21 protein-coding genes are annotated in these 21,358 nt (G+C 55.3%); 9 read left to right on the top strand and 12 right to left on the bottom strand.

Annotated elements, in window-relative coordinates:
- Positions 1-128: 128 nt before the first annotated feature.
- The 6 genes from cpxP to AC6I8E_RS18045 all read left to right on the top strand — a co-directional run bounded on the left by cpxP (position 129) and on the right by AC6I8E_RS18045 (position 5,626).
- Complete coding sequence (gene cpxP / locus AC6I8E_RS18070) at positions 129-638, top strand: cell-envelope stress modulator CpxP (RefSeq protein WP_013359483.1); 510 nt, start codon at positions 129-131, stop codon at positions 636-638.
- A gap of 455 nt (positions 639-1,093) precedes the next feature.
- Entirely contained in the window at positions 1,094-1,249 is a 156-nt protein-coding gene (locus tag AC6I8E_RS18065) for a con-10 family general stress protein (protein WP_010258211.1), read from the top strand.
- 236 nt (positions 1,250-1,485) lie between these two features.
- Complete coding sequence (fieF, locus tag AC6I8E_RS18060) at positions 1,486-2,388, top strand: CDF family cation-efflux transporter FieF (protein WP_418162614.1); 903 nt, start codon at positions 1,486-1,488, stop codon at positions 2,386-2,388.
- A gap of 207 nt (positions 2,389-2,595) precedes the next feature.
- Positions 2,596-3,558 carry a 6-phosphofructokinase gene (pfkA, locus tag AC6I8E_RS18055; protein ID WP_003851263.1) on the top strand — a complete coding sequence of 321 codons (963 nt, stop codon included), beginning with the start codon at positions 2,596-2,598 and terminating at the stop codon, positions 3,556-3,558.
- A 144-nt stretch (positions 3,559-3,702) separates the two neighbouring features.
- A complete protein-coding gene (locus AC6I8E_RS18050; protein WP_013359480.1) occupies positions 3,703-4,692 on the top strand; it encodes a sulfate ABC transporter substrate-binding protein in 990 nt (329 codons plus the stop codon).
- 160 nt (positions 4,693-4,852) lie between these two features.
- On the top strand, positions 4,853-5,626 hold the full coding sequence (locus AC6I8E_RS18045) for a CDP-diacylglycerol diphosphatase (RefSeq protein ID WP_370418265.1): 774 nt from the start codon (positions 4,853-4,855) through the stop codon (positions 5,624-5,626).
- Positions 5,627-5,654: 28 nt separating this feature from the next.
- Here the strand turns inward: AC6I8E_RS18045 and tpiA are convergent, their stop codons facing one another.
- Both tpiA and AC6I8E_RS18035 read right to left on the bottom strand, forming a co-directional pair.
- Complete coding sequence (gene tpiA / locus AC6I8E_RS18040; protein ID WP_010258199.1) at positions 5,655-6,422, bottom strand: triose-phosphate isomerase; 768 nt, start codon at positions 6,420-6,422, stop codon at positions 5,655-5,657.
- Positions 6,423-6,542: 120 nt separating this feature from the next.
- Positions 6,543-7,133 carry a DUF1454 family protein gene (locus tag AC6I8E_RS18035; protein ID WP_013359477.1) on the bottom strand — a complete coding sequence of 197 codons (591 nt, stop codon included), beginning with the start codon at positions 7,131-7,133 and terminating at the stop codon, positions 6,543-6,545.
- A gap of 98 nt (positions 7,134-7,231) precedes the next feature.
- Between AC6I8E_RS18035 and AC6I8E_RS18030 the strand changes: the two genes are divergently transcribed.
- Positions 7,232-7,666, top strand: coding sequence for a DUF805 domain-containing protein (locus tag AC6I8E_RS18030; protein WP_013359476.1), 435 nt, complete (start codon positions 7,232-7,234; stop codon positions 7,664-7,666).
- Here the strand turns inward: AC6I8E_RS18030 and fpr are convergent.
- Positions 7,657-8,403 (bottom strand): ferredoxin--NADP(+) reductase, encoded by a 747-nt coding sequence (gene fpr, locus AC6I8E_RS18025; protein WP_313677421.1) that lies wholly within the window; start codon positions 8,401-8,403, stop codon positions 7,657-7,659. The two genes, AC6I8E_RS18030 and fpr, sit on opposite strands and share 10 nt — an antisense overlap.
- Positions 8,404-8,676: 273 nt before the next feature.
- On the opposite strand from fpr, the gene emrD reads away from it, so the two are divergent.
- On the top strand, positions 8,677-9,870 hold the full coding sequence (gene emrD / locus AC6I8E_RS18020; protein WP_013359474.1) for a multidrug efflux MFS transporter EmrD: 1,194 nt from the start codon (positions 8,677-8,679) through the stop codon (positions 9,868-9,870).
- On the opposite strand, the gene glpX is transcribed toward emrD, so the two are convergent.
- From glpX to AC6I8E_RS18005, 3 genes are all read right to left on the bottom strand, one after another.
- On the bottom strand, positions 9,860-10,870 hold the full coding sequence (glpX, locus tag AC6I8E_RS18015; RefSeq protein WP_013359473.1) for a class II fructose-bisphosphatase: 1,011 nt from the start codon (positions 10,868-10,870) through the stop codon (positions 9,860-9,862). The genes emrD and glpX overlap by 11 nt on opposite strands.
- A 96-nt stretch (positions 10,871-10,966) precedes the next feature.
- The gene (glpK, locus tag AC6I8E_RS18010; RefSeq protein WP_013359472.1) at positions 10,967-12,478 is read right to left on the bottom strand and encodes a glycerol kinase GlpK; all 1,512 of its coding nucleotides are present in this window, start codon (positions 12,476-12,478) and stop codon (positions 10,967-10,969) included.
- A gap of 30 nt (positions 12,479-12,508) precedes the next feature.
- Entirely contained in the window at positions 12,509-13,363 is an 855-nt protein-coding gene (locus tag AC6I8E_RS18005) for an MIP/aquaporin family protein (RefSeq protein WP_013359471.1), read from the bottom strand.
- Between the two features lie 405 nt (positions 13,364-13,768).
- Between AC6I8E_RS18005 and zapB the strand changes: the two genes are divergently transcribed.
- On the top strand, positions 13,769-14,008 hold the full coding sequence (gene zapB, locus AC6I8E_RS18000; RefSeq protein WP_003851242.1) for a cell division protein ZapB: 240 nt from the start codon (positions 13,769-13,771) through the stop codon (positions 14,006-14,008).
- 53 nt (positions 14,009-14,061) lie between these two features.
- Here the strand turns inward: zapB and rraA are convergent, their stop codons facing one another.
- The 6 genes from rraA to priA form a co-directional block, all read right to left on the bottom strand.
- A complete protein-coding gene (gene rraA, locus AC6I8E_RS17995; protein ID WP_497824282.1) occupies positions 14,062-14,547 on the bottom strand; it encodes a ribonuclease E activity regulator RraA in 486 nt (161 codons plus the stop codon).
- A 158-nt stretch (positions 14,548-14,705) separates the two neighbouring features.
- Positions 14,706-16,043 (bottom strand): ATP-dependent protease ATPase subunit HslU, encoded by a 1,338-nt coding sequence (gene hslU, locus AC6I8E_RS17990; RefSeq protein ID WP_013359469.1) that lies wholly within the window; start codon positions 16,041-16,043, stop codon positions 14,706-14,708.
- Positions 16,044-16,053: 10 nt separating this feature from the next.
- Complete coding sequence (gene hslV / locus AC6I8E_RS17985; RefSeq protein WP_003851234.1) at positions 16,054-16,584, bottom strand: ATP-dependent protease subunit HslV; 531 nt, start codon at positions 16,582-16,584, stop codon at positions 16,054-16,056.
- Positions 16,585-16,672: 88 nt separating this feature from the next.
- Entirely contained in the window at positions 16,673-17,698 is a 1,026-nt protein-coding gene (gene ftsN / locus AC6I8E_RS17980) for a cell division protein FtsN (RefSeq protein ID WP_497824281.1), read from the bottom strand.
- Positions 17,699-17,849: 151 nt separating this feature from the next.
- Complete coding sequence (gene cytR, locus AC6I8E_RS17975; RefSeq protein ID WP_095706511.1) at positions 17,850-18,887, bottom strand: DNA-binding transcriptional regulator CytR; 1,038 nt, start codon at positions 18,885-18,887, stop codon at positions 17,850-17,852.
- Positions 18,888-19,051: 164 nt separating this feature from the next.
- Positions 19,052-21,247 (bottom strand): primosomal protein N', encoded by a 2,196-nt coding sequence (gene priA, locus AC6I8E_RS17970; RefSeq protein ID WP_013359466.1) that lies wholly within the window; start codon positions 21,245-21,247, stop codon positions 19,052-19,054.
- Positions 21,248-21,358: the final 111 nt, after the last annotated feature.

Raw genomic sequence — 21,358 nt, 5'->3', positions numbered from 1 at the left:
AAAATACCGTGTTCCTGGCGCACCTATCTATCGCTTTACGTAGTTTTACACCCCCTGACGGATGTTTGCAGCTGTCGCCGTACACTGGCTCTCGTTGAATCGCAAAACGGAACGAACTGGAGTACACGATGCGCAAATTAACCGCCGTCGTCCTTGCCTCAGCGATGGCTCTGAGTCTCGCCAGCGCAGGTGCTAAAGATGCGACGACGATTGACGAGATGCATCATGGCGGATTGCCGACAGGCAGTATGACGCAAAATCCGCAAAGCCACATGTTCGATGGTATCGAGCTGACTGAAGAGCAGCGTCAGCAGATGCGGGACCTGATGCAACAGGCCCGACATGAGCGCCCGGTCGTTCATATTGACGATATCGCAGCACTACACGACTTAGTGACTGCAGACCAGTTTAACGAAGCGGCCATCCGCGCAAAGGCGGAAGTCATCGCCAGAGTTCAGGTTGAACAGCAGGTTGAGATGGCGCGCGTACAGAATCAAATGTTTCAACTGCTAACGCCGGACCAGCAGGCCACGTTGCAGAAGAATTACCAGCGGCGACTTAACGAGCTGCGACAGTTTTCGAATCTGCAGTCAGTGTCATCGCTGCAGGCAGTGAGTAGTACCAGCAGTAACCAGTAACATAGTATCCCTGTTTTCCTTGCCATAGACACATCCCTGTCTTCCCCCGCCATGATGGTGGGGGTTTTTTTTATCTTTTTTTCGCTTTTTTTAATTTGACTGGAATCATCACCGCGCAACAAAACCTCCATTTTATTAGCGCTTGTTTAACGTTTGTTTGTCAGGCCCGACGATTATTGACTATTCAGGCCATAACGTAAATTTAAGCGTACCGGTAAGCATCTTAAGGCCATTTAAATACTTTAAGCCACTGAAAATGATAGATTTATAACCTTGTGGTGTAAGCGTTTATCTTAACTATCAACGTGTTGGTTTTCCCGCGTTACGCTTGCCGGTTCAGGCGCACCCTCTACACTTAATCCTGTCACTGCAGGGAAGTTAAGTGTCTTTGCGAAGTCTCAGGGAGCAACAACCACATTATGTAGTCCTGAATGAATCTATTAACGGAGTAAGTTATGGCAGAGCATCGTGGTGGTTCAGGTAATTTCGCAGATAATCCGCAAAAAGCGTCTGAAGCCGGTAAGAAAGGCGGCCAGAGCAGCGGCGGCGGAAACTTCAAAAACGATCGTGAAAAAGCATCAGAAGCAGGGAAAAAGGGCGGCAAAAAGTAATCGCCGCGTCTTTCTCAGCCCAGACCAGCACATGACTGTGGTCTGACACTGATGTGTATGACACTTTGCCCCGTCCTCCCCGAGGTCGGGGCTTGTTTTTTATGCCTGCCAGGCTTTTGCAAAAGAAACTGAGCCGTTGAATGACCCGCTAAGCACTGCCCGCCTCCTGGTGTTAAACTTTAGCCATTCTTTCATTTGAGTACGCATCGTCGCTGATGCTGCATAGGGAATCTGGCATGCAACCCTCTTATGGCCGACTGGTAAAGCGTGCTGCGCTGGCCGCCACCATTCTTGCATCTGTGCTGTTAATTGTGAAAATTTTTGCCTGGTGGTACACCGGTTCGGTGAGTTTGCTGGCCTCACTGGTGGACTCGCTGGTGGATATCGCTGCCTCGCTGACCAATCTGCTGGTGGTGCGTTATGCGCTGCAGCCTGCCGACGAAGATCACACGTTCGGGCACGGCAAAGCAGAGTCGCTGGCAGCACTGGCGCAAAGTATGTTTATCTCCGGCTCGGCACTGTTTCTGTTTCTGACCGGCCTGCAGCATCTTGCCTCGCCCAGTGAGATGCGGGCACCCGGCGTCGGTATTGTGGTGACCGTTGTGGCACTGAGCTCAACGCTGGTGCTGGTCGCCTTTCAGCGCTGGGTGGTGCGTAAAACCCGTAGCCAGGCGATTCGGGCTGACATGCTGCACTATCAGTCGGACGTCATCATGAATGGTGCCATTCTGATCGCGCTGGTTCTGAGCAGCTATGGCTTTGCGCGAGCAGATGCCCTGTTCGCGCTGGGGATTGGCATTTTCATTCTCTACAGTGCGTTGCGTATGGGCTATGAGGCGGTGCAGTCATTGCTGGATCGCGCGCTACCGGAAGAGGAGCGGCAGCAGATTCTGACGCTGGCGACAAACTGGCCACAGGTGCAGGGCGTCCACGATCTGCGAACCCGCCAGTCCGGCCCGACTAAATTTATTCAGCTACATCTGGAACTGGAAGACCAGTTGCCACTGGTGCAGGCGCACCGGGTAGCCGATCAGGTTGAGAAGGCGTTGCGCAAAGAATTTCCTGGGTCAGACGTAATTATCCATCAGGATCCCTGTTCTGTGGTACCGTTCGAGAGAGAAGAGTCTTTAGGCTTTTAACATAAATGAATCAAATCGATACGAAAGGAATGACGTAACGCTAACATTGCTGCAAAAAATAGTGAAAAGTTGTCTGACCTGAATCAATTCAGCAGCAAGCCTTTGATATACTATCTGCCATCACATGTCGCGCTAATCGTAAAATGACCTTCAGCAGCGATCGACAGGCAGGATTAACCCTTAGTTTTGAACAATCCAGAGGTTGTCATGATCAAAAAAATTGGTGTATTAACCAGCGGCGGTGACGCCCCAGGCATGAACGCAGCTATTCGTGGAGTGGTTCGTTCCGCGCTGAGTGAAGGACTGGAAGTTTTTGGGATCTATGACGGTTATCTGGGATTGTACGAAGATCGCATGATCAATCTTGATCGCTATAGCGTCTCCGACATGATTAACCGTGGCGGCACATTCCTGGGCTCAGCGCGTTTCCCTGAGTTCCGTAATGAAGATGTGCGCCAGGTTGCCATTGAGAACATGAAAAAGCGCGGCATCGATGCGCTGGTTGTAATTGGTGGTGATGGTTCTTACATGGGTGCTAAGCGCCTGACTGAAATGGGCTTCCCCTGCATCGGTCTGCCAGGCACCATCGATAATGACGTGGCCGGAACGGATTACACCATCGGTTATTTCACTGCCCTGGAAACCGTGGTTGAAGCGATTGACCGCCTGCGTGATACCTCTTCTTCGCATCAGCGTATTTCGATTGTTGAAGTGATGGGCCGCTATTGTGGTGATCTGACCCTGGCAGCGGCGATTGCCGGTGGCTGTGAGTTCATCGTCCTGCCAGAGTTCCCGTATACCCGCGAAGAGCTGGTTGCGGAAATCAAAGCGGGCATCGCCAAAGGTAAAAAACACGCTATCGTAGCGATTACCGAACACATCTGCGATATCGACGATCTGGCGCGTTTCATTGAAACAGAAACCAAACGTGAAACCCGTTCGACCGTTCTGGGCCATATTCAGCGTGGTGGTGCACCTTGTGCTTATGACCGTATCCTGGCTTCACGCATGGGCGCTTACTCCATTGAACTGCTGATGCAGGGTTACGGCGGCCGTTGCGTCGGTATTCAGAACGAGAAGATGGTACATCACGATATCGTCGACGCCATTGAAAACATGAAGCGTCCGTTCAAGCGCGACTGGCTGGACACCGCGAAAAAGCTCTATTAATTCCCCTGCGGGGGTGTGCTGCACAGCATGCCCCGGCATTTTCCTTCTATATTCCCCGCGGTTATAACAGCTTATTTTTAATTCTTTTAGCTCTGTAATAGTTTATGTCACGCTTAGCCCATAACGACATTGGGAGAGTGCGTAATGAACAAGTGGAGTATTGGCGTTACCCTGTTGCTGGCCTCAACCAGCGTGCTGGCGAAAGACATTCAGCTGTTAAACGTTTCCTATGATCCAACGCGTGAGCTGTACGAACAGTACAACAAAGCGTTCAGTGCGCACTATAAACAGGAAACCGGCGACAATGTCGTGGTCCGCCAGTCGCATGGTGGCTCTGGCAAGCAGGCGACCTCCGTGATTAACGGCATCCGTGCTGATGTGGTCACACTGGCGCTGCAATCGGATGTTGATGCCATTGCCGAACGTGGTCGTATTGATAAGAACTGGATCAAGCGTCTGCCGGACAACTCTGCGCCTTACACCTCGACCATTGTCTTCCTGGTTCGTAAAGATAACCCTAAGGGTATCCATGACTGGAGTGACCTGACCAAACCTGGCGTATCTGTGATTACCCCGAACCCGAAAACGTCCGGCGGCGCACGCTGGAATTATCTGGCGGCCTGGGGCTGGGCACTGGATCATAACAACGGCGATCAGGCCAAAGCACTGGCTTACGTCAGAGCGCTCTTCAAAAACGTTGAAGTACAGGATTCGGGTGCACGTGGCGCAACCAACACCTTCGTTGAGCGCGGGATTGGTGATGTGCTGATCGCCTGGGAAAACGAAGCTTATCTGGCCGTTAACAAACTGGGCAAAGATAAGTTCGAGATTGTTACCCCGAGCGAATCGATTCTGGCTGAACCGACCGTGTCGGTGGTCGACAAAGTGGTGGATGAAAAGGGCACGCGTAAAGTCGCTGATGAGTATCTGAAATATCTCTACTCGCCAGAAGGCCAGACCATCGCTGCACAGAATTACTATCGTCCGCGTGATGCTGAAATCGCGAAGAAATTTGCCAGCACCTTTGCGCCAGTGAAGCTGTTTACCATTCAGGACAAGTTTGGTGGCTGGGCGCAGGCTCAGAAAGCCCACTTCGCCGATGGCGGCAGCTATGACGAGGTCATGAAACCATAATGTATTGCGGTCAGTGCGCTCTGCGCTGACCGCTTGTCCGCCACCCTCACGTCTTTTCTCTTCTCTGCCCAGCCGCCAGTTCATCAGGCCGAATTCCCCGTGACATTTTTTTCCCGCCAGGCGAGGATGCAGGCTGCTAAGCCATTCAGGAAGCGTTGTTATGCCGACCAATCGTCGTGCAACCCGCCTGGTTGCCGCTCTGCTGGCGCTGGCTGTTGTGGGGATGCTGGCCGCCGCACTGCATTTCAAAAAGAACAGTGATGCACTCTGGCAGATCGTCAGCGAGAAATGCCTGCCTCATCAGCAAAGCAGCGGAGACCCTGCGCCCTGCCAGCGTGTCGACCAGCTACATCGCTATGCCATGCTGAAAGATATGAATGGGCCGTTGCAGTATCTGCTGATCCCGCTCGACAAAATCACCGGTATCGAAAGCCCCCGGTTACTGCAACCCGCGACGCCCAACTATTTTGCCCTTGCGTGGCATGAACGAACCCTGCTTGCACAGCGACGCGGCTCACCCATTGCTGATCGGGTTCTGTCACTGGCGATCAATTCACAGTATGGCCGCACGCAGAATCAGCTCCATATTCATCTCTCCTGTCTGCGACCCGATGTGCGTCAGCAGCTGGATCAGCTGACGCCGCAGCTGGGCGGTCAGTGGCAGGAACTCATGCTACGTAAGCACCGCTACTGGCTGCGAACCCTGACGGCAGATGAGCTGACTCAGCAGAGTGCCTTTATCCGGCTTGCCGATGAACGGCCACAGGCACGCACAGAGATGGGGAAATATGGGCTGGCACTGGCTGAATTAAGCGATGGGCGACTGGTGTTAATGGCGATAGAGCGGAACTGGCTGCTACTGAACAGTGGTTCGGCGGAGGAGTTGCAGGATCACGCCTGTCAGCTGATTGCGCCCATAAAAAAGGCGGCTTAAGCGCCGCCTCTGACCGGAGTGCTAATGCTTAAGCGCTTTTTGCAGCCGCCGCAGCTTTAACGATTACCGCGAAAGCATCTGCTTTCAGTGACGCACCGCCAACCAGCGCGCCATCGATGTCAGGCTGGGTGAACAGCTCAGCAGCATTCTTATCGTTAACCGAGCCGCCGTACTGAATGATGACCTGTTCTGCGATAGCCGCATCTTTCTTCGCGATATGATCACGGATGAATTTGTGGACGGCCTGTGCCTGAGCAGGGGTCGCAGATTTGCCGGTACCGATGGCCCAGACGGGCTCATACGCGATAACCGCATCTTTGAACGCTTCAGCGCCCTGAGTTTCCAGAACGGCATCCAGCTGACGCGCGCAGACTTCTTCGGTTTTACCCGCTTCGTTTTCTGCTTCGGTTTCACCAATGCACAGCACCGGGACCAAGCCCACTGACTTCAGTACCGCGTATTTCTTCGCGATGAACTCGTCGCTCTCTTTGTGGTAAGTGCGGCGTTCTGAGTGACCGATAATGATATATTTCGCGCCGATATCTTTTAGCATTTCAGCGGAAACTTCACCGGTAAACGCGCCAGACAGGTTAACGTCTACGTTCTGCGCACCCAGTGCGATGTGGCTACCGGAGATGGCGTGTTTTGCCTGCTCGAGATAGAGCGCTGGCGGTGCAATGGCGACGCCACAACCCTCAACGCCAGAGAGTTCCTTGCGCAGACCGGCGATCAGTTCAGCTGTGATCTGCTTGCTGCCATTCAACTTCCAGTTACCCATAACCAGTGGATGTCGCATTCTATCCTCCGCATAACGCGATACATGAAAAATCGCTGCCACCCGGCAGCGTTGTCTGCCAGACAGTATAGAGATCAAATGTAGTGATGGCTTTGCTTTTCGTCATTTTCAGCCACATCATCAGGGACTCGCGAGCGCCAGTTTGACCGGTTCGACCGCGAAGGTCAGCCCCTTGTCGCCGTTGTCAGCGACCACAAAACGCAAGGCGCCGTCGACCTGCGCAAAGTAGGGTAAATCCTTACCTTCCTTCAGCAGACCCTCCAGCTTTTTACGCCCCTCGTCGGTACTTAATCCCGGTACAAAGAAGCGCAGCATGGCGGTCATGTAGGCCAGTGCTTTTTGCTGCGAGGCGCTCTGGTCCGGGCCAGGTAGTGGCAGCCAGGTAATCTGCAGCGTCTTGATTTTGCCGGTGCCGGGCTCCAGCGCGGTTGAGGCATAGAGCGTTTCATTGATTTTGCTGGCGGCGCGCGTCAGGTTGCTTTTATCACCCCGGTTATCAATAGCGCGATACTCCGGCAGCATCAGCGCTGCATTGGCCAGATTATATTTTTCGCGAAACTGGCCGATAGTCATATCAAAGGTGGGCGCGCCCGCCAGCAGATAAGGCGCGGTGGGCAACGCATCGGGCCGTTCCGGCGGTGGCGGATCGGCGGCAAAGACCGGAACCGTCAGCGCAAACGATAACAGCAGTGCGCCAGGCAAATTCTTCATTTTGTCGATCCTAACCCGTAAACTCAGGCGCAAATTAAAACGGTTTTTATCCGCGAGGTCAAAAGCGCGGCGGTTCTCTTATCTCTGGATGATAATGCATGACGTTACAACAAGGGTGTTTTTCCTGGCGCGGCCGGCTGGGACGACGTGATTTCTGGATCTGGCAGGCGGTCTGGTTGCTGACCACGACACTTTTATTCGTCTTAGCAGCAAACGACTGGATTGATACCCAGATGGCGGCCTTTGGCGTGGTCTGCCTGCTGTGGCCCGCCAGCGCGGTTATGGTTAAACGGCTGCACGACCGCAACCGACGCGGCTACTGGGGATTTCTGGTGATTCTCGCCTGGCTGCTGGTGGCGGGAAACTGGAGCATGCTGGCGGGTGTACTGCCCTGGCTGCTGGGCCGCGCCATTCCGTTTATGCTGATAGCTGGCCTGCTGCTCGATCTCGGCGTCTTTCGCGGTACCCCCGGTCCTAACCGGTTTGGTACCGCGACGCAGCCAGTGCGATACCGGCAAACGGCTCACCAGTAATGTTCACTGGTGATATGGCCCGGCTTACGCTTCAGGTGTTTGCGCATCTCGCGCGTCTCTTTCAGTAACTGCTGCGTATCACGCACCATCTGCGGGTTGCCGCACAGCATCACATGGCTGCTGTCGGCATCCAGCGTTAATCCGGTGGCACGCTCCAGCTCGCCATTTTCGATCAGCGCCGGGACCCGGCCCGTCAGCGAACTGGGGATCGCTTCGCGACTCACTACCGTCTGGATGTGCAATTTACCGTGATAGCGCTGCTGCAGCTGCTGCATCATCGGCAAAAAGCTCAGGTCAGCCGCATAGCGCGCAGCATGCACCAGCACGATGTTTTCAAAGCGATCCAGCCCTTCGCCCTGCTGGAGCATCGACAGGTAGGGACCAATCGCGGTGCCGGTTGCCAGCATCCATAAGGTTTTGCACTCCGGGACTTCATCCAGCACAAAGAATCCCGCAGCTTCTTTGGTGACCATCACCTGATCGCCCGGCTGAAGTGCCTGCAGATGCGGACTCAGCTTGCCGTCTGGCACCGTAACCAGATAAAACTCCAGCAGGTCATCTTTCGGCGCATTAACGTAGGAGTAAGCGCGCTGCACCCGCTCACCGTCGATTTCCAGCGCCAGCTTGGCAAATTGCCCGGCGATAAAGGGATCGATGGGCGCTTTTACCCGGAGACTAAACAATGCATCCGTCCAGTTTTTGACTTCCTTTACTTCACCATTGACCCACTCAGCCATAATCACTCCCTGGTTGTTGATTATTCAGGCAGGTCACTATTTTCGCGACTCGCCGGTGAGATTGCCAGCCTGCGCCCTGGCAAAGGCTCTAATCGACAAACTGTTGCTTTGTCTTTACAGGCTGGCGCATAAACTTGACAGGCGCAAGCCGGGACCTTTTCGCTTACCTCTCGCTTTGTCATCTAATCCTGATATTTTGCCCGCCATAACAAGATGACTGGCGGGTGAACCGCTGTTTTAACCTCATTTTACAGAAAGAAATTTTGCATAATCATGATTAGTAAACTGGAAAATCGCCCACTGCTGGTGATGCTCATTGTGCTGGTGGCTGTCGGGCAGATGGCACAGACTATCTACGTTCCGGCGATGTCGGTGATGGCGGACGCCCTGAATGTGCGGGATGGCGCGCTGCAGCGAGTGATGGCGGCCTATCTGATGACCTATGGCGGATCCCAGCTGATCTACGGTCCGCTGTCAGACAGCGTGGGCCGTCGTCCGGTGATCCTGGCGGGCATGATGATCTTTATGATCGGCGCAATCACGGCTCTGATGGCGACATCACTCGATATGCTGGTGCTCGGCAGTGCTATTCAGGGGCTGGGAACCGGCGTGGCAGGCGTGATGGCCCGTACCATGCCGCGCGATCTCTACGAGGGTCACGCGCTGCGCCGCGCTAACAGCCTGCTTAATATGGGCATTTTGGTCAGCCCGCTGCTGGCGCCGGTGATTGGCGCACTGCTGACCCAGCTCTTTGGCTGGCACGCCTGTTTTGCCTTTCTGCTGCTGCTCTGTCTGGCGGTGACCGGTTCCATGGCGCGCTGGCTGCCGGAGACCCGGCCGCAGAGTGCAGAAGTGACCCCTTTCTTTAAACGTTATGCCCGCCTGCTCAGCGACGCGAATTTCGTCCGCTATATTGTGCTGCTGATTGGCGCGCTGGCCGGGATTGCGGTATTTGAGTCGAGCTGTGGCGTTCTGCTGGGCGGCGTGCTCGGCCTGCACAGCCTCACCGTCAGCATCCTGTTCATCCTGCCGATTCCGGCTGCGTTCTTTGGTGCCTGGTTTGCCGGGCGCGAGCAGGGTTCATGGCACAGCCTGATGTGGTGGGGTGTGAATAGCTGCCTGCTGGCGGGCATTCTGATGTGGATCCCGGCGTGGTTCGGCGTGATGAATATCTGGACGCTGCTGGTCCCCGCCGCGCTGTTCTTCTTTGGGGCCGGTATGCTGTTTCCGCTGGCGACCTCAGGCGCGATGGAACCGTATGCGTGGCTGGCGGGTAGCGCGGGCGCACTGATTGGCGGCATGCAGAATCTGGGATCGGGGCTGGTGGCGTGGCTCTCAGCCATGATGCCGCAGCGCGATCAGTTCAGCCTTGGCATGCTGATGTTCTTTACCGCGCTGGTGATGCTGCTCTGCTGGTTGCCGCTCTCACGTCAGCCGGAGCGCGGCAACCAGCCGGTTACAGGATAAACGGATGGAGCGCCGGATCTTTACGGTCAAGATAGTGAATCGACTGGATGCGGCGAATGGTGCGTGATTTACCGCGAATCAGCAGCGTTTCGCTGGTGGCAATATTGCCCTGACGCGTAATGCCTTTCAGTAGTTCGCCACTGGTAATGCCGGTGGCGGCAAACACCACGTTGTCGTTGCGCGCCATCTCACTCAGCGTCAGCTTTTTACCCGCTTCAATCCCCATCTCTGCACAGCGCTGCAGCTCCTGCTCACCGAGCCGACGGTTTTCAGCGCTGTCGCCTTTCACATGATGACGTGCCAGCAACCGGCCCTGCATATCGCCGTCCAGTGCACGGATCACCGCCGCAGAGACTACGCCTTCCGGTGCGCCACCAATGCCATACATCACATCCACTTCGCTGTCCGGCATGCAGGTCAGAATCGAGGCGGCGACGTCGCCATCCGGGAAGGTAAATACCCGCACGCCCAGCTGCTGCAGCTGGCTAATCACCGCATCGTGACGCGGCTTTGCCAGAATCGATACGGTCAGCTGCGACAGCGGCTTGTTCATCGCTATTGCGATATTACGCAGGTTGGTTTCCAGCGGCAGGTCAAGGTCGATCGCACCATGCGCTGCCGGACCGACAATCAGCTTCTCCATGTACATGTCAGGGGCGTGCAGAAAGCTGCCTTTATCGCCGACGGCCATCACAGCCAGTGCGTTAGCCTGGCCAAGCGCCGTCATGCGGGTGCCTTCAATCGGATCAACAGCAATATCGACCGCATCGCCGCGACCGGTACCGACTTTTTCGCCAATATAGAGCATCGGCGCTTCGTCGATTTCGCCTTCACCGATCACAATCTGACCGTCAATTTCAATGGAGTTCAGGACATGACGCATGGCATGGACTGCCGCACCGTCAGCCGCATTTTTGTCGCCGCGTCCTAACCAGTGATAGCCTGCCAGGGCGGCAGCTTCGGTTACGCGGGAAAATTCAATGGCAAGTTCTCGTTTCATGGCATCTACCTGACAAAAAACCGGCAGGCAGTGTAACACAGCGGGGCAGTGGGGCGGGGAAAAGGCCCGCGACGGCCAGCGTCGCGGGCACAGAGATTACTCCTGGTCTTCCCACGCCTGTGCGCGGGCAACCGCTTTTTTCCAGCCGGCATAGCGGAAGTTACGCTCGGTGGTTTCCAGGCTTGGACGGAACTCACGCTCAATAACCGCTTTAGCGCGCACTTCATCCAGATCCTGCCAGAAGCCGACAGCCAGACCCGCCAGATAGGCAGAACCCAGCGCGGTGACTTCACGCACTTCCGGACGCTCAACACGGGTACCGAGGATGTCAGCCTGGAACTGCATCAGGAAGTTGTTGGACACCGCACCACCATCCACACGCAGCGCCTGCAGGCGGGTGTTGGCATCGTTCTGCATCGCTTCAAGCACGTCACGCGTCTGATAAGCGATCGACTCCAGCGTCGCGCGGATGATGTGGTTAGAGTTTGCGCCGCGCGTCAGACCGAAGATTGCGCCACGGGCATACGGGTCCCAGTAAGGTGCACCCAGGCCGGTGAAAGCAGGCACCATGTAAACGCCGTTGGTGTCTTTCACTTTCATTGCGAAGTATTCAGAGTCAGCCGCTTCACTGATCAGCTTCATTTCATCACGCAGCCACTGAATAGAGGCACCACCGATGAATACGGCACCTTCCAGCGCATAGTTCACTTCACCGCGCGGGCCACAGGCGATAGTGGTCAGCAGGCCATGGGTCGAGGTCACCGCTTCAGTACCGGTGTTCATCAGCATGAAGCAGCCGGTGCCGTAGGTGTTTTTCGCCATGCCAGGCTGTACACACAGCTGGCCATACAGCGCGGCCTGCTGGTCACCGGCAATACCGGCGATAGGAATACGCGTACCGCCTTTACCACCGATGTTGGTCTGACCGTAGACTTCAGACGAAGATTTCACTTCCGGCAGCATTTCACGCGGGATATCCAGGATATCCAGCATGCGCTGATCCCACTCCAGCTTGTGAATGTTAAACATCATGGTACGTGAGGCGTTGGTATAGTCGGTGATGTGAACGCGGCCCTGAGTCATTTTCCAGACCAGCCAGGTATCAACGGTACCGAACAGCAGTTCGCCACGTTTTGCACGCTCACGTGAGCCTTCAACGTGATCCAGGATCCACTTCACTTTTGTCCCGGAGAAGTAGGGGTTAATCACCAGACCCGTCGTGTGCTGGATATACTCTTCCAGGCCCTCTTTCTTCAGTTTGTTACAGTAGTCAGCGGTGCGGGGATCCTGCCAGACGATGGCGTTATAGATAGGTTTGCCGGTCTCTTTTTCCCACACGATAGCGGTTTCGCGCTGGTTAGTGATACCGATAGCCGCAATCTCATCAGAGCGGATGTCGGCATGGGCCAGCACTTCCACCAGCGTAGAGCTTTGTGAAGCCCAGATATCCATTGGATCATGCTCAACCCAGCCCGCTTTCGGGTAGATCTGAGTAAATTCGCGCTGCGATACCGCAACGATATTGGAATCGTGGTCGAGAACGACAGCGCGTGAGCTGGTTGTGCCCTGATCGAGCGCGACAATATATTTTTTATCTGTGGTAGTCATAAATTCAGTCCTGATGATAAAAGGTGAAACTTACGCTTTACGCTGCTGAGCGCGTGCAACCGGTTTGTCTGCTGGAATTTTTGCAGGTTCTTTAGCGGCACCTGGCAGGTAGCGGCCAATCAGGGTGCGATAACCGACTGCACCCAGGCAGGCACCGACCAGCGGGCCAAAAATAGGGACCAGGAAGTAAGGAATATCTTTACCACCTGTGAAGGCAACGTTACCCCAGCCAGCGAAGAAGGCGAACAGCTTAGGTCCGAAATCACGTGCCGGGTTAAGAGCAAAGCCGGTCAGTGGACCCATTGACCCACCAATGACCGCGACCAGCAGACCGATTAACAGCGGTGCCATCGGCCCACGCGGTACGCCGTTGCCATCGTCGGTCAGTGCCATAATCACTGCCATCAGCACGGCAGTAATCACCATCTCGACCAGGAACGCCTGACCTACGCTGATGTGAGGGTTAGGATAGGTTGAGAAGATACCCGCCAGATCCAGACTCTGAACCGTACCGCGTACCATCTGATGACTTTGTTCGTAATCGAAAAAGAGGCTGTAGTAGAGGCCATAAACCAGCGCGGCCGCGCAGAATGCCCCGGCAATTTGCGCCAGAATAAACGGCACCACTTTACGGCCTTCGAAGTTGGCAAACAGGCAGAGCGCAACCGTAACGGCAGGGTTCAGATGCGCACCTGATACCCCAGCGGTAAGATAGACAGCCATTGAGACGGCTAAGCCCCAGATAATGCAGATTTCCCACTGACCGAAGGCGGCACCGGCGAGTTTCAGTGCAGCCACACAGCCTGCGCCGAAGAAAATAATCAAGCCTGTCCCCAGAAATTCGGCAATACACTGACCTTTGAGCGTGTTAGTTGTCTGACTCATAATAGTGGTTCCTGAAGCGAGGTTAAATTTTATCAGTTTTTGTTCTCAGTCCATGAGGCACCCAGCTTTTATGTAGGGCTGATGTGAATTTATCGTTAACGAACATAAACGAGAAATAGCGAAATCGTTTTTTGTGTACTGTGTCATAAAAATGCGCGTTTTCGCGTATTCTGGCTTTCTTAAGCCATTATTCGCGCCTCATTACAGCGATAACGGGCCAGTGCCGGAACGCAGCTTCAGTAAGCGCAGCGTAAATTCAGGGATTGGCTGAAAAGTGTTACAGACTACGCCCGCAAAGGCCGCGTTGCTGGACTTGCGGGGTGAGGCTACATACAATCGGGACAACGTTGCTGGCTTAAGCTGGCATCATCAACGCCTTGCAGGAATTTAGGAGAGGTCAGAAAGATGTCATTTGAAGTGTTTGAGAAACTGGAAGCGAAAGTACAGCAGGCGATTGATACCATCACCCTGTTGCAGATGGAAATCGAAGAGCTGAAAGAGCAGAACAACTCACTGCGTAACGATGCGCAACAAGTCGCGGGCAACCACGATGCGCTGATGCGTGAAAATCAGCACCTGAAAGAAGAGCAGCACGTATGGCAGGAACGTCTGCGTGCCTTGCTGGGAAAAATGGAAGAGGTTTGAAGCCTCAGCTGATGTGAAAAACGGGTGCTCAGGCACCCGTTTTCATGTCTGGCCTATTCGAGGTCCAGCGCATCCTCTGACAGAATGATACCGGTGTTATCGGCATAGAGATGGTCGCCGGAGAAGAAGGTGACGCCGCCGAAATTGACGCGCACATCGCTTTCACCAATCCCTTCACCCGCAGCGCCTGCCGGAATCGCGGCAATGGCCTGAATGCCAATCTCCAGCTCTTCCAGCTCATCAACCTGGCGTACCGAACCGTAAATCACCAGGCCTTCCCACTCGTTGGTGGCCGCCAGACGTGCCAGCTGCGCATCGACCAGCGCACGACGCACGGAGCCGCCGCCATCGATCACCAGGACGCGACCCCGGCCATTCTCTTCCAGCAGATCGTAGAGTAAGCCGTTGTCTTCAAAGCATTTCACTGTGGTAATCTGACCACCGAATGAAGTGCGCCCACCAAAGTTTGATAAAAGCGGTTCAACAACATTCACTTCTTCATGGTAGATATCGCAGAGTTCAGATGTATCGTATTTCATAGGGGTTTCGTCTGTTTGCCACAGGAAGGGTAAGTATATCGCTATATGCAGATTGTTGGCAAAATCATCAGTATGAAAAAAGCATCGTTCGATCAAGAACATGCATAAAAAAGCCCAGCCGGATGGGCTGGGCTTCGGAAAAGCGCTGATTCAGTGAATCAGAGAATGAAGCGGCTGAGGTCTTCGTCAGCCACCAGTTCATCCAGATGTTTACCGACATAATCAGCATCGATGGTCACGGATTCACCGTGACGATCGCTGGCGTCATACGAGATATCTTCCATCAGACGCTCCAGCACGGTATGCAGACGGCGCGCACCAATGTTTTCGGTGGTTTCGTTGACCTGCCATGCGGCTTCTGCGATCCGGCGAATACCCTCTTCGGTGAACTCGATGTTCACACCCTCGGTATTCATCAGCGCTTTGTACTGTACGGTGATGGAGGCATTCGGCTCAGTCAGGATGCGCTGGAAATCATTCACGGTCAGCGCCTGCAGCTCTACACGGATTGGCAGACGACCCTGCAGTTCCGGAATCAGATCGGAAGGGCTGGCCACCTGGAACGCGCCTGAGGCGATAAACAGAATATGGTCAGTTTTCACCATGCCATGTTTGGTCGAAACGGTACAGCCTTCAACCAGCGGCAGCAGGTCACGCTGAACACCTTCGCGAGAAACATCCGGGCCGCCGGCATTCTGGCCGCCGCGCTTACAGATTTTATCGATCTCATCGATAAACACGATACCGTGCTGTTCAACGGCATCAATCGCGTCCTGCTTAAGTTCTTCAGGGTTAACCAGTTTTGCCGCTTCTTCTTCGATCAGCAGCTTCATCGCTTCTTTGATCTTCAGCTTACGGGCTTTCTGCTTCTGACCGCCGAGGTTCTGGAACATCGACTGCAGCTGGCTGGTCATCTCTTCCATGCCAGGAGGCGCCATGATCTCAACACCAGGCGCGCTGGCGGCCAGATCGATCTCAATCTCTTTATCATCAAGCTGGCCTTCGCGCAGCTTTTTGCGGAACGACTGGCGCGCCGCAGACGGCTCAGCGCTCTGCTCTGCCTGGCCCCAGTTGTTTTTCGCAGGCGGAATCAGCACATCGAGAATGCGCTCTTCGGCCATCTCTTCGGCACGGTATTTGTTCTTTTCAATCGCCTGACTGCGCACCATCTTAATGGCCGAATCGGTCAGATCACGAATGATAGAGTCCACTTCCTTACCGACATAACCCACTTCGGTAAATTTAGTCGCTTCGACTTTGATGAACGGTGCATTGGCCAGCTTAGCCAGACGACGCGCGATCTCGGTTTTACCGACACCGGTCGGACCGATCATCAGAATGTTTTTAGGGGTCACTTCATGACGCAGCTCTTCGTCGAGCTGCATGCGGCGCCAGCGGTTGCGCAGTGCAATCGCCACGGCGCGCTTGGCGCTGTCCTGGCCGATGATAAAGCGGTTCAGTTCGCTGACGATTTCGCGTGGAGTCATCTCAGACATATTTATACCCTTACGCCTTAGACGTTAATTCTTCGAAATTAACGTTGTGGTTAGTGTAGATGCAGATATCACCCGCGATATTCAGCGACTTTTCGACGATGTCGCGTGCGCCCATTTCGGTATTCTCCAGCAGCGCACGTGCCGCTGCCTGGGCGAAAGGCCCACCGGAGCCGATGGCGATCAGATCGTTTTCAGGCTGGATGACATCACCGTTACCGCTGATGATCAGAGAAGCTGACTCATCCGCGACGGCCAGCAAGGCTTCAAGGCGACGCAGCATACGGTCAGTACGCCAGTCTTTCGCCAGTTCCACCGCGGCTTTCACCAGATGGCCCTGATGCATTTCCAGTTTACGTTCGAAAAGTTCAAACAGGGTGAAGGCGTCTGCGGTGCCGCCAGCAAATCCGGCAATCACCTTATCGTTGTATAAACGACGCACTTTTTTAACGTTGCCTTTCATCACGGTATTGCCGAGCGTAGCCTGGCCATCACCGCCAATCACTACCTGGCCGTTGCGTCGTACACTTACTATTGTTGTCACGGGCAGACCCCTTGTTGCAGTCGGAAAAGGACTCCGCGCACGGGGCGCGGAGTATCATGCAACAGATATGGGGCGGGTTTGACGGGTTTCAACCCCCGACGGAGAGTGGAATACAGCTGGAGTGTCCGGAACTGCGCAGGCGTTTCAGGGTGCTGTCAGCGGATGCGCGGTCTTTATACGGACCGATAACCACACGATTCCAGCCGCCACCGGTTGTAATGCGGCTTTCAAAGCCTTCAAAGGCTAAGCCTGCACGCACCGATTCAGCCTGGTCAGTGCCTTTGAACGAACCACACTGCACCATCCAGCGCTGCGAAGAAGCTTTCTCCGCTGGTTTCGCCTTCGCTGTCTCCTGCGGTTTAGACTGTACGTCCGGTTCCCGCGTAATGGGGGCAGGCTGCGACTGGCGCTGTACGTTTTGCTGCTGCTGCTGCTGCTGCTGCTGCTGCTGCTGCTGCTGACGTTGCTGTTGCTGTAATTGCTGCTGTTGCTGACGCTGTTGTTGTTGCTGCAACTGTTGCTGGCGTTGCTGTTGGGCCTGCAACTGCTGACGCTGTTGCTGAACCTGTTGTTGTTGCTGATGTTGCAGTTGCTGTTGTTGCTGAACCTGCTGCTGCTGACGTTGCAGCTGTTGCAACTGCTGCTGATGCTGCAGCGTCTGCTGACGTTGCGCCGGCGTCTGTTCGTTCCACGGTACTTCGTTGAGCTGCGTCGGCTGCTGACGCATATCAGCCTGCATCTGCTCCAGCAACTGGCGCTGCTCGTCGGTCAGCTGTGTCTGCGACTTCACTTCGCCACCTGAAGAGGGTTCGATAGGCGTTGGCACGGTGACCTGACGGTTTTCCAGCTCTTTAATATATTTCCAGCGCTCTTCTGGCTTCGGCGGCAAGCCATTGCCGTTGGCTTTATGATCCGTAATGACCGGCACGTCTTCTTTCTTGTGATGCGCCAGGAACCATAAACCACCGGCAAAGGTCACCAACACTGCGACCGCCAGTACAATCATCAATTTAGATATTCCCGAACCGCCTTTGCTCTTCTTGCCACGGCTGGGGCTTTTTTTGCGACGCGTCCCTGTTGAACGCCCGCGGCCTACGTAATCTTTTTGTGCCACTCTCGTTCTTATACCCTTCAAAAATAGTGCCAGTTGGGCGAAATGATGATTTTACGCGCCCGGCAAGGAGTCCGCCATGTTACTCAAGGGTCGGAACTTTGACCAGCAGTGTTCGCTTTAAGAATCTACTGAAAAAACCAGACGAACAGGCTTATTTTTCACGTTTTTTTGCGCGCGCCGTACTGCCACGAATCGTTAAGCCGGCATCCAGCAACCGCGATCCGCTGATCACCCGTTTACCATTTAACTCATCCAGCAGCAGCAGCATCGCTTCCCGACCAATCTGGTAACGTGGCTGTGTCACCGTGGTCAGCGGCGGCTCGCAGTAACGTGACAGCTCAATGTCATCGAATCCCACTACAGAGAGATCCTCCGGTATGCGCAGTCCACAGCGTCTGGCCTGATTCATCGCCCCCAGCGCCATAATATCGCTGTGACAGAACAGGGCGCGCGGCGGTTGTGGCAAAGTCATCAGCTGATTCATGGCGGCAACGCCTGCTTCAAACGTGAAATCACCGCGCACAATATAGGTGGGATCAACCGTCAGCCCGCTGCGACGCATCGCCTGTACATAGCCCTGCAACCGATACTGACAGAGCGGCATCTCTTCCGGCCCGGCAATACAGGCGATCTGCGTGTGGCCTAACTGCAGTAAATGATTGACCGCTTCAAATGCGGCGGTCAGGTTATCGATGTGGACCGTGGGCAGCGACATTTCCGGCGCAAACTCATTCGCCATCACCATGGGCGGCAGGTTGCGTTGCTCATCAATGCTGGCATCAAAGGGCAACTTTGACCCGAGCAGCACCATGCCATCGATCTGTCGTGTGACCATCAGATTGAGAAAGGTTCGCTCCTGCTGATTCTGATGAGCGCAGTCACCAATCAGCACCAGATAGCCCTCTTCGGCTGCCGTGACTTCGACGCCACGAATGATTTCACTAAAGAAGGGATCGCAGATGTCAGGGACAATCACCAGAATGGTTCGCGTTTCGTTACGCCGCGCGTTGCGCGCAGGGCCGTGTGCTGCATAGCCGACGGCGGCAACGGCCTGCTCGACTTTCTGACGGGTCGCCGCAGAAACCTTCTCCGGATTCATCAGCGCACGCGATACGGTGGCGGTTGAGACGCCCGCGTGCTCCGCGACATCCTTCATCGTGGCGGCGGGCGGTTGTTGATTCTGCTCCAACACATGCTCCTGACGCGTTATGGCGCGTTCGATTCTGTTTTTGCCTGACCTGAAAGCAATCCGGGCAACATTGTTAACGATTGCCCGGCTGGTTGTTACTTAATTTGCATAAAAATTGTGACTTATGCGACGTTTTTCGATCTGGCTCGCAGTGTCAGCAAAAATCAGCTCTCGGTCGGGTCGATATCCAGCGTCCATTTCACTTTGCGCGCAGCGGGGAGCGTTGAAACCAGCGGCAACGAACTGCTCAGTAACTGTTGCAGACGTTGCCGGGAAGGATGCTGCAGCAGCAGTTGCCAGCGCCAGCGTCCACTGCGTTTGGGCTGCAAAGCGGGCAACGGACCCATAAACCACATCGCCTTATCGTTCAGCGGGCTCGCTTCCAGCAAATTGCGGAGTTGCTGCAGGAATTCCGCCGCCTGCTGGTTATCCATATCTTCCGCGCGGAACAGTGCATGCCGGCTCCAGGGCGGCAGGTGAACCGCCTGGCGCTCCAGGAGTGCCTGCTGGGCGAATGCCGAATAACCCTGGTGCAATAGCGTCTGTAACAGCGGGTGTTCGGGATGGTGCGTCTGCAGTAGCACCTCGCCCTGTTTGCCAGCACGGCCAGCGCGACCGGCGACCTGGGTATAGAGTTGAGCAAAGCGTTCCGCTGCACGGAAATCGGCTGAGAACAGCGCGCCATCGACATCCAGCAGCGATACCAGCGTGACATCGGGGAAGTGATGGCCTTTGGCCAGCATCTGCGTGCCGACAAGGATACGTGCGCCGCCGCGATGGACGTCAGCCAGATGCTGCTCCAGCGCCCCTTTGCGGCTGGTGGTATCACGATCGATGCGCGACACCGGCACGCCAGGGAAGAGTGTGCCGAGCTGCTGCTCCAGCTGTTCAGTCCCGACCCCGACCGGCAGCAGATGGGTTGAACCGCACTGCGGGCACTGATTTGGCAGCGGACGCTGGCTGTCGCAATGATGGCAGCGTAGCTGGCGGTGGTGCTGATGCAGTGTGTAGTAGCGGTCACAGCGGGTACATTCTGCAATCCAGCCGCAGTCGTGACAGAGCAGGGCGGGGGAAAAGCCGCGGCGGTTAAGAAACAGCAGCACCTGATTATCAGCCTGCAGATGCTGGCGCATTTTACCAATCAAACCGGGCGCCAGGCCGCCGATCAGCTGCACGCCTTTTAAGTCGATAAGCTGTTGCAGCGCCGGTCGGGCGTTGCCAGCGCGCTTTGTCAGGTCGAGCTGGCGATACTTACCGCTGCGGACATTGTGCAGTGTCTCCAGAGCAGGCGTCGCCGATCCCATCACAATCGGGATATCCTCTTCATGCGCACGGAAGACAGCCAGGTCGCGCGCCTGATAGCGCCAGCCTTCCTGCTGTTTATAGGAGCTGTCATGTTCTTCATCAATAATGATCACGCCCGGACGGGCCAGCGGTGTAAACAGCGCCGATCGGGTGCCGATCACAATGGCCGTTTCGCCGCGCCGCGCACGCAACCAGACCGCCAGCCGTTCACTGTCATTTAAGGCGGAGTGCAGCACATCGATGGGCGCATCAAAACGTTCGCGAAAGCGGGCGATAGTCTGCGGGGTTAAGCCTATCTCCGGCACCAGCACCAGCGCCTGTTTACCGCGTGCCAGCACATTTTCCAGCACGCTGAGGTAAACCTCGGTTTTGCCGGAGCCAGTGATGCCCGCCAGCAGCCAGGCGGAGTAATGTTCATCATCTGCCCGAATCGCACCCACGGCCATCGCCTGATCGGTGTTTAATCGCAGACGTTCGCCTTTCACGGCATAGGTGGTACGCCAGTCGTGCATCTGTGGCTGATGCTCATGCAGTTCGCATAAGCCTTTGGCCCGCAATGCCTGTAATGTCGCCTCGGTGAGATCGTGTTCACTGACCTGATGCCGATAGAGCGGTTGCTGACGCAGTGCTGCCAGCGCCTGCTGCTGTTTTGGTGCCCGCTTTAAACTTTCCGGCGTGGTTGCCCGGCCCTGCTCGGTGATTTCCCAGCGCCACAGGGGATTGTCCTGCGCCGCTTTGCCCTGGCGCAGCAGCACCGGAATTGCGTGGCTCAGCACTTCGCCCTGCGGAGAGTGATAGTAGCTGGCGGCCCAGTTCAGGATGCGCCACAGCGACGGCGGATAGAGAGACTCACTGTCCAGCACCTCAACCACGCGTTTGAGTTGTGCTTCCGGCAGATCGCTGCTGTCACGAAAGGCGACCACAATCCCGATCATCCTGCGATTGCCAAAGGGCACACTCACGCGCCCGCCAATGACCGGCTGCGGACCCTGAGGCGGCAGATAGTCAAACAGGCGGGGCAAGGGGACGGGCAGGGCAACCTGAACGACGGGCATAACTCTCTCTTTCCGGCTTAATTATCGGGGAAGCTAGTGTACACGCTGACCCCTATGGCGGGTATCTCAGCATATATTTGCAGCAATCGAAACTTACCTGTATAATATGCC

The sequence above is a fragment of the Pantoea sp. X-Soil-YNGN-785 genome, from assembly GCF_059730585.1.
This window is presented reverse-complemented; position numbering and strand designations above follow the sequence as displayed.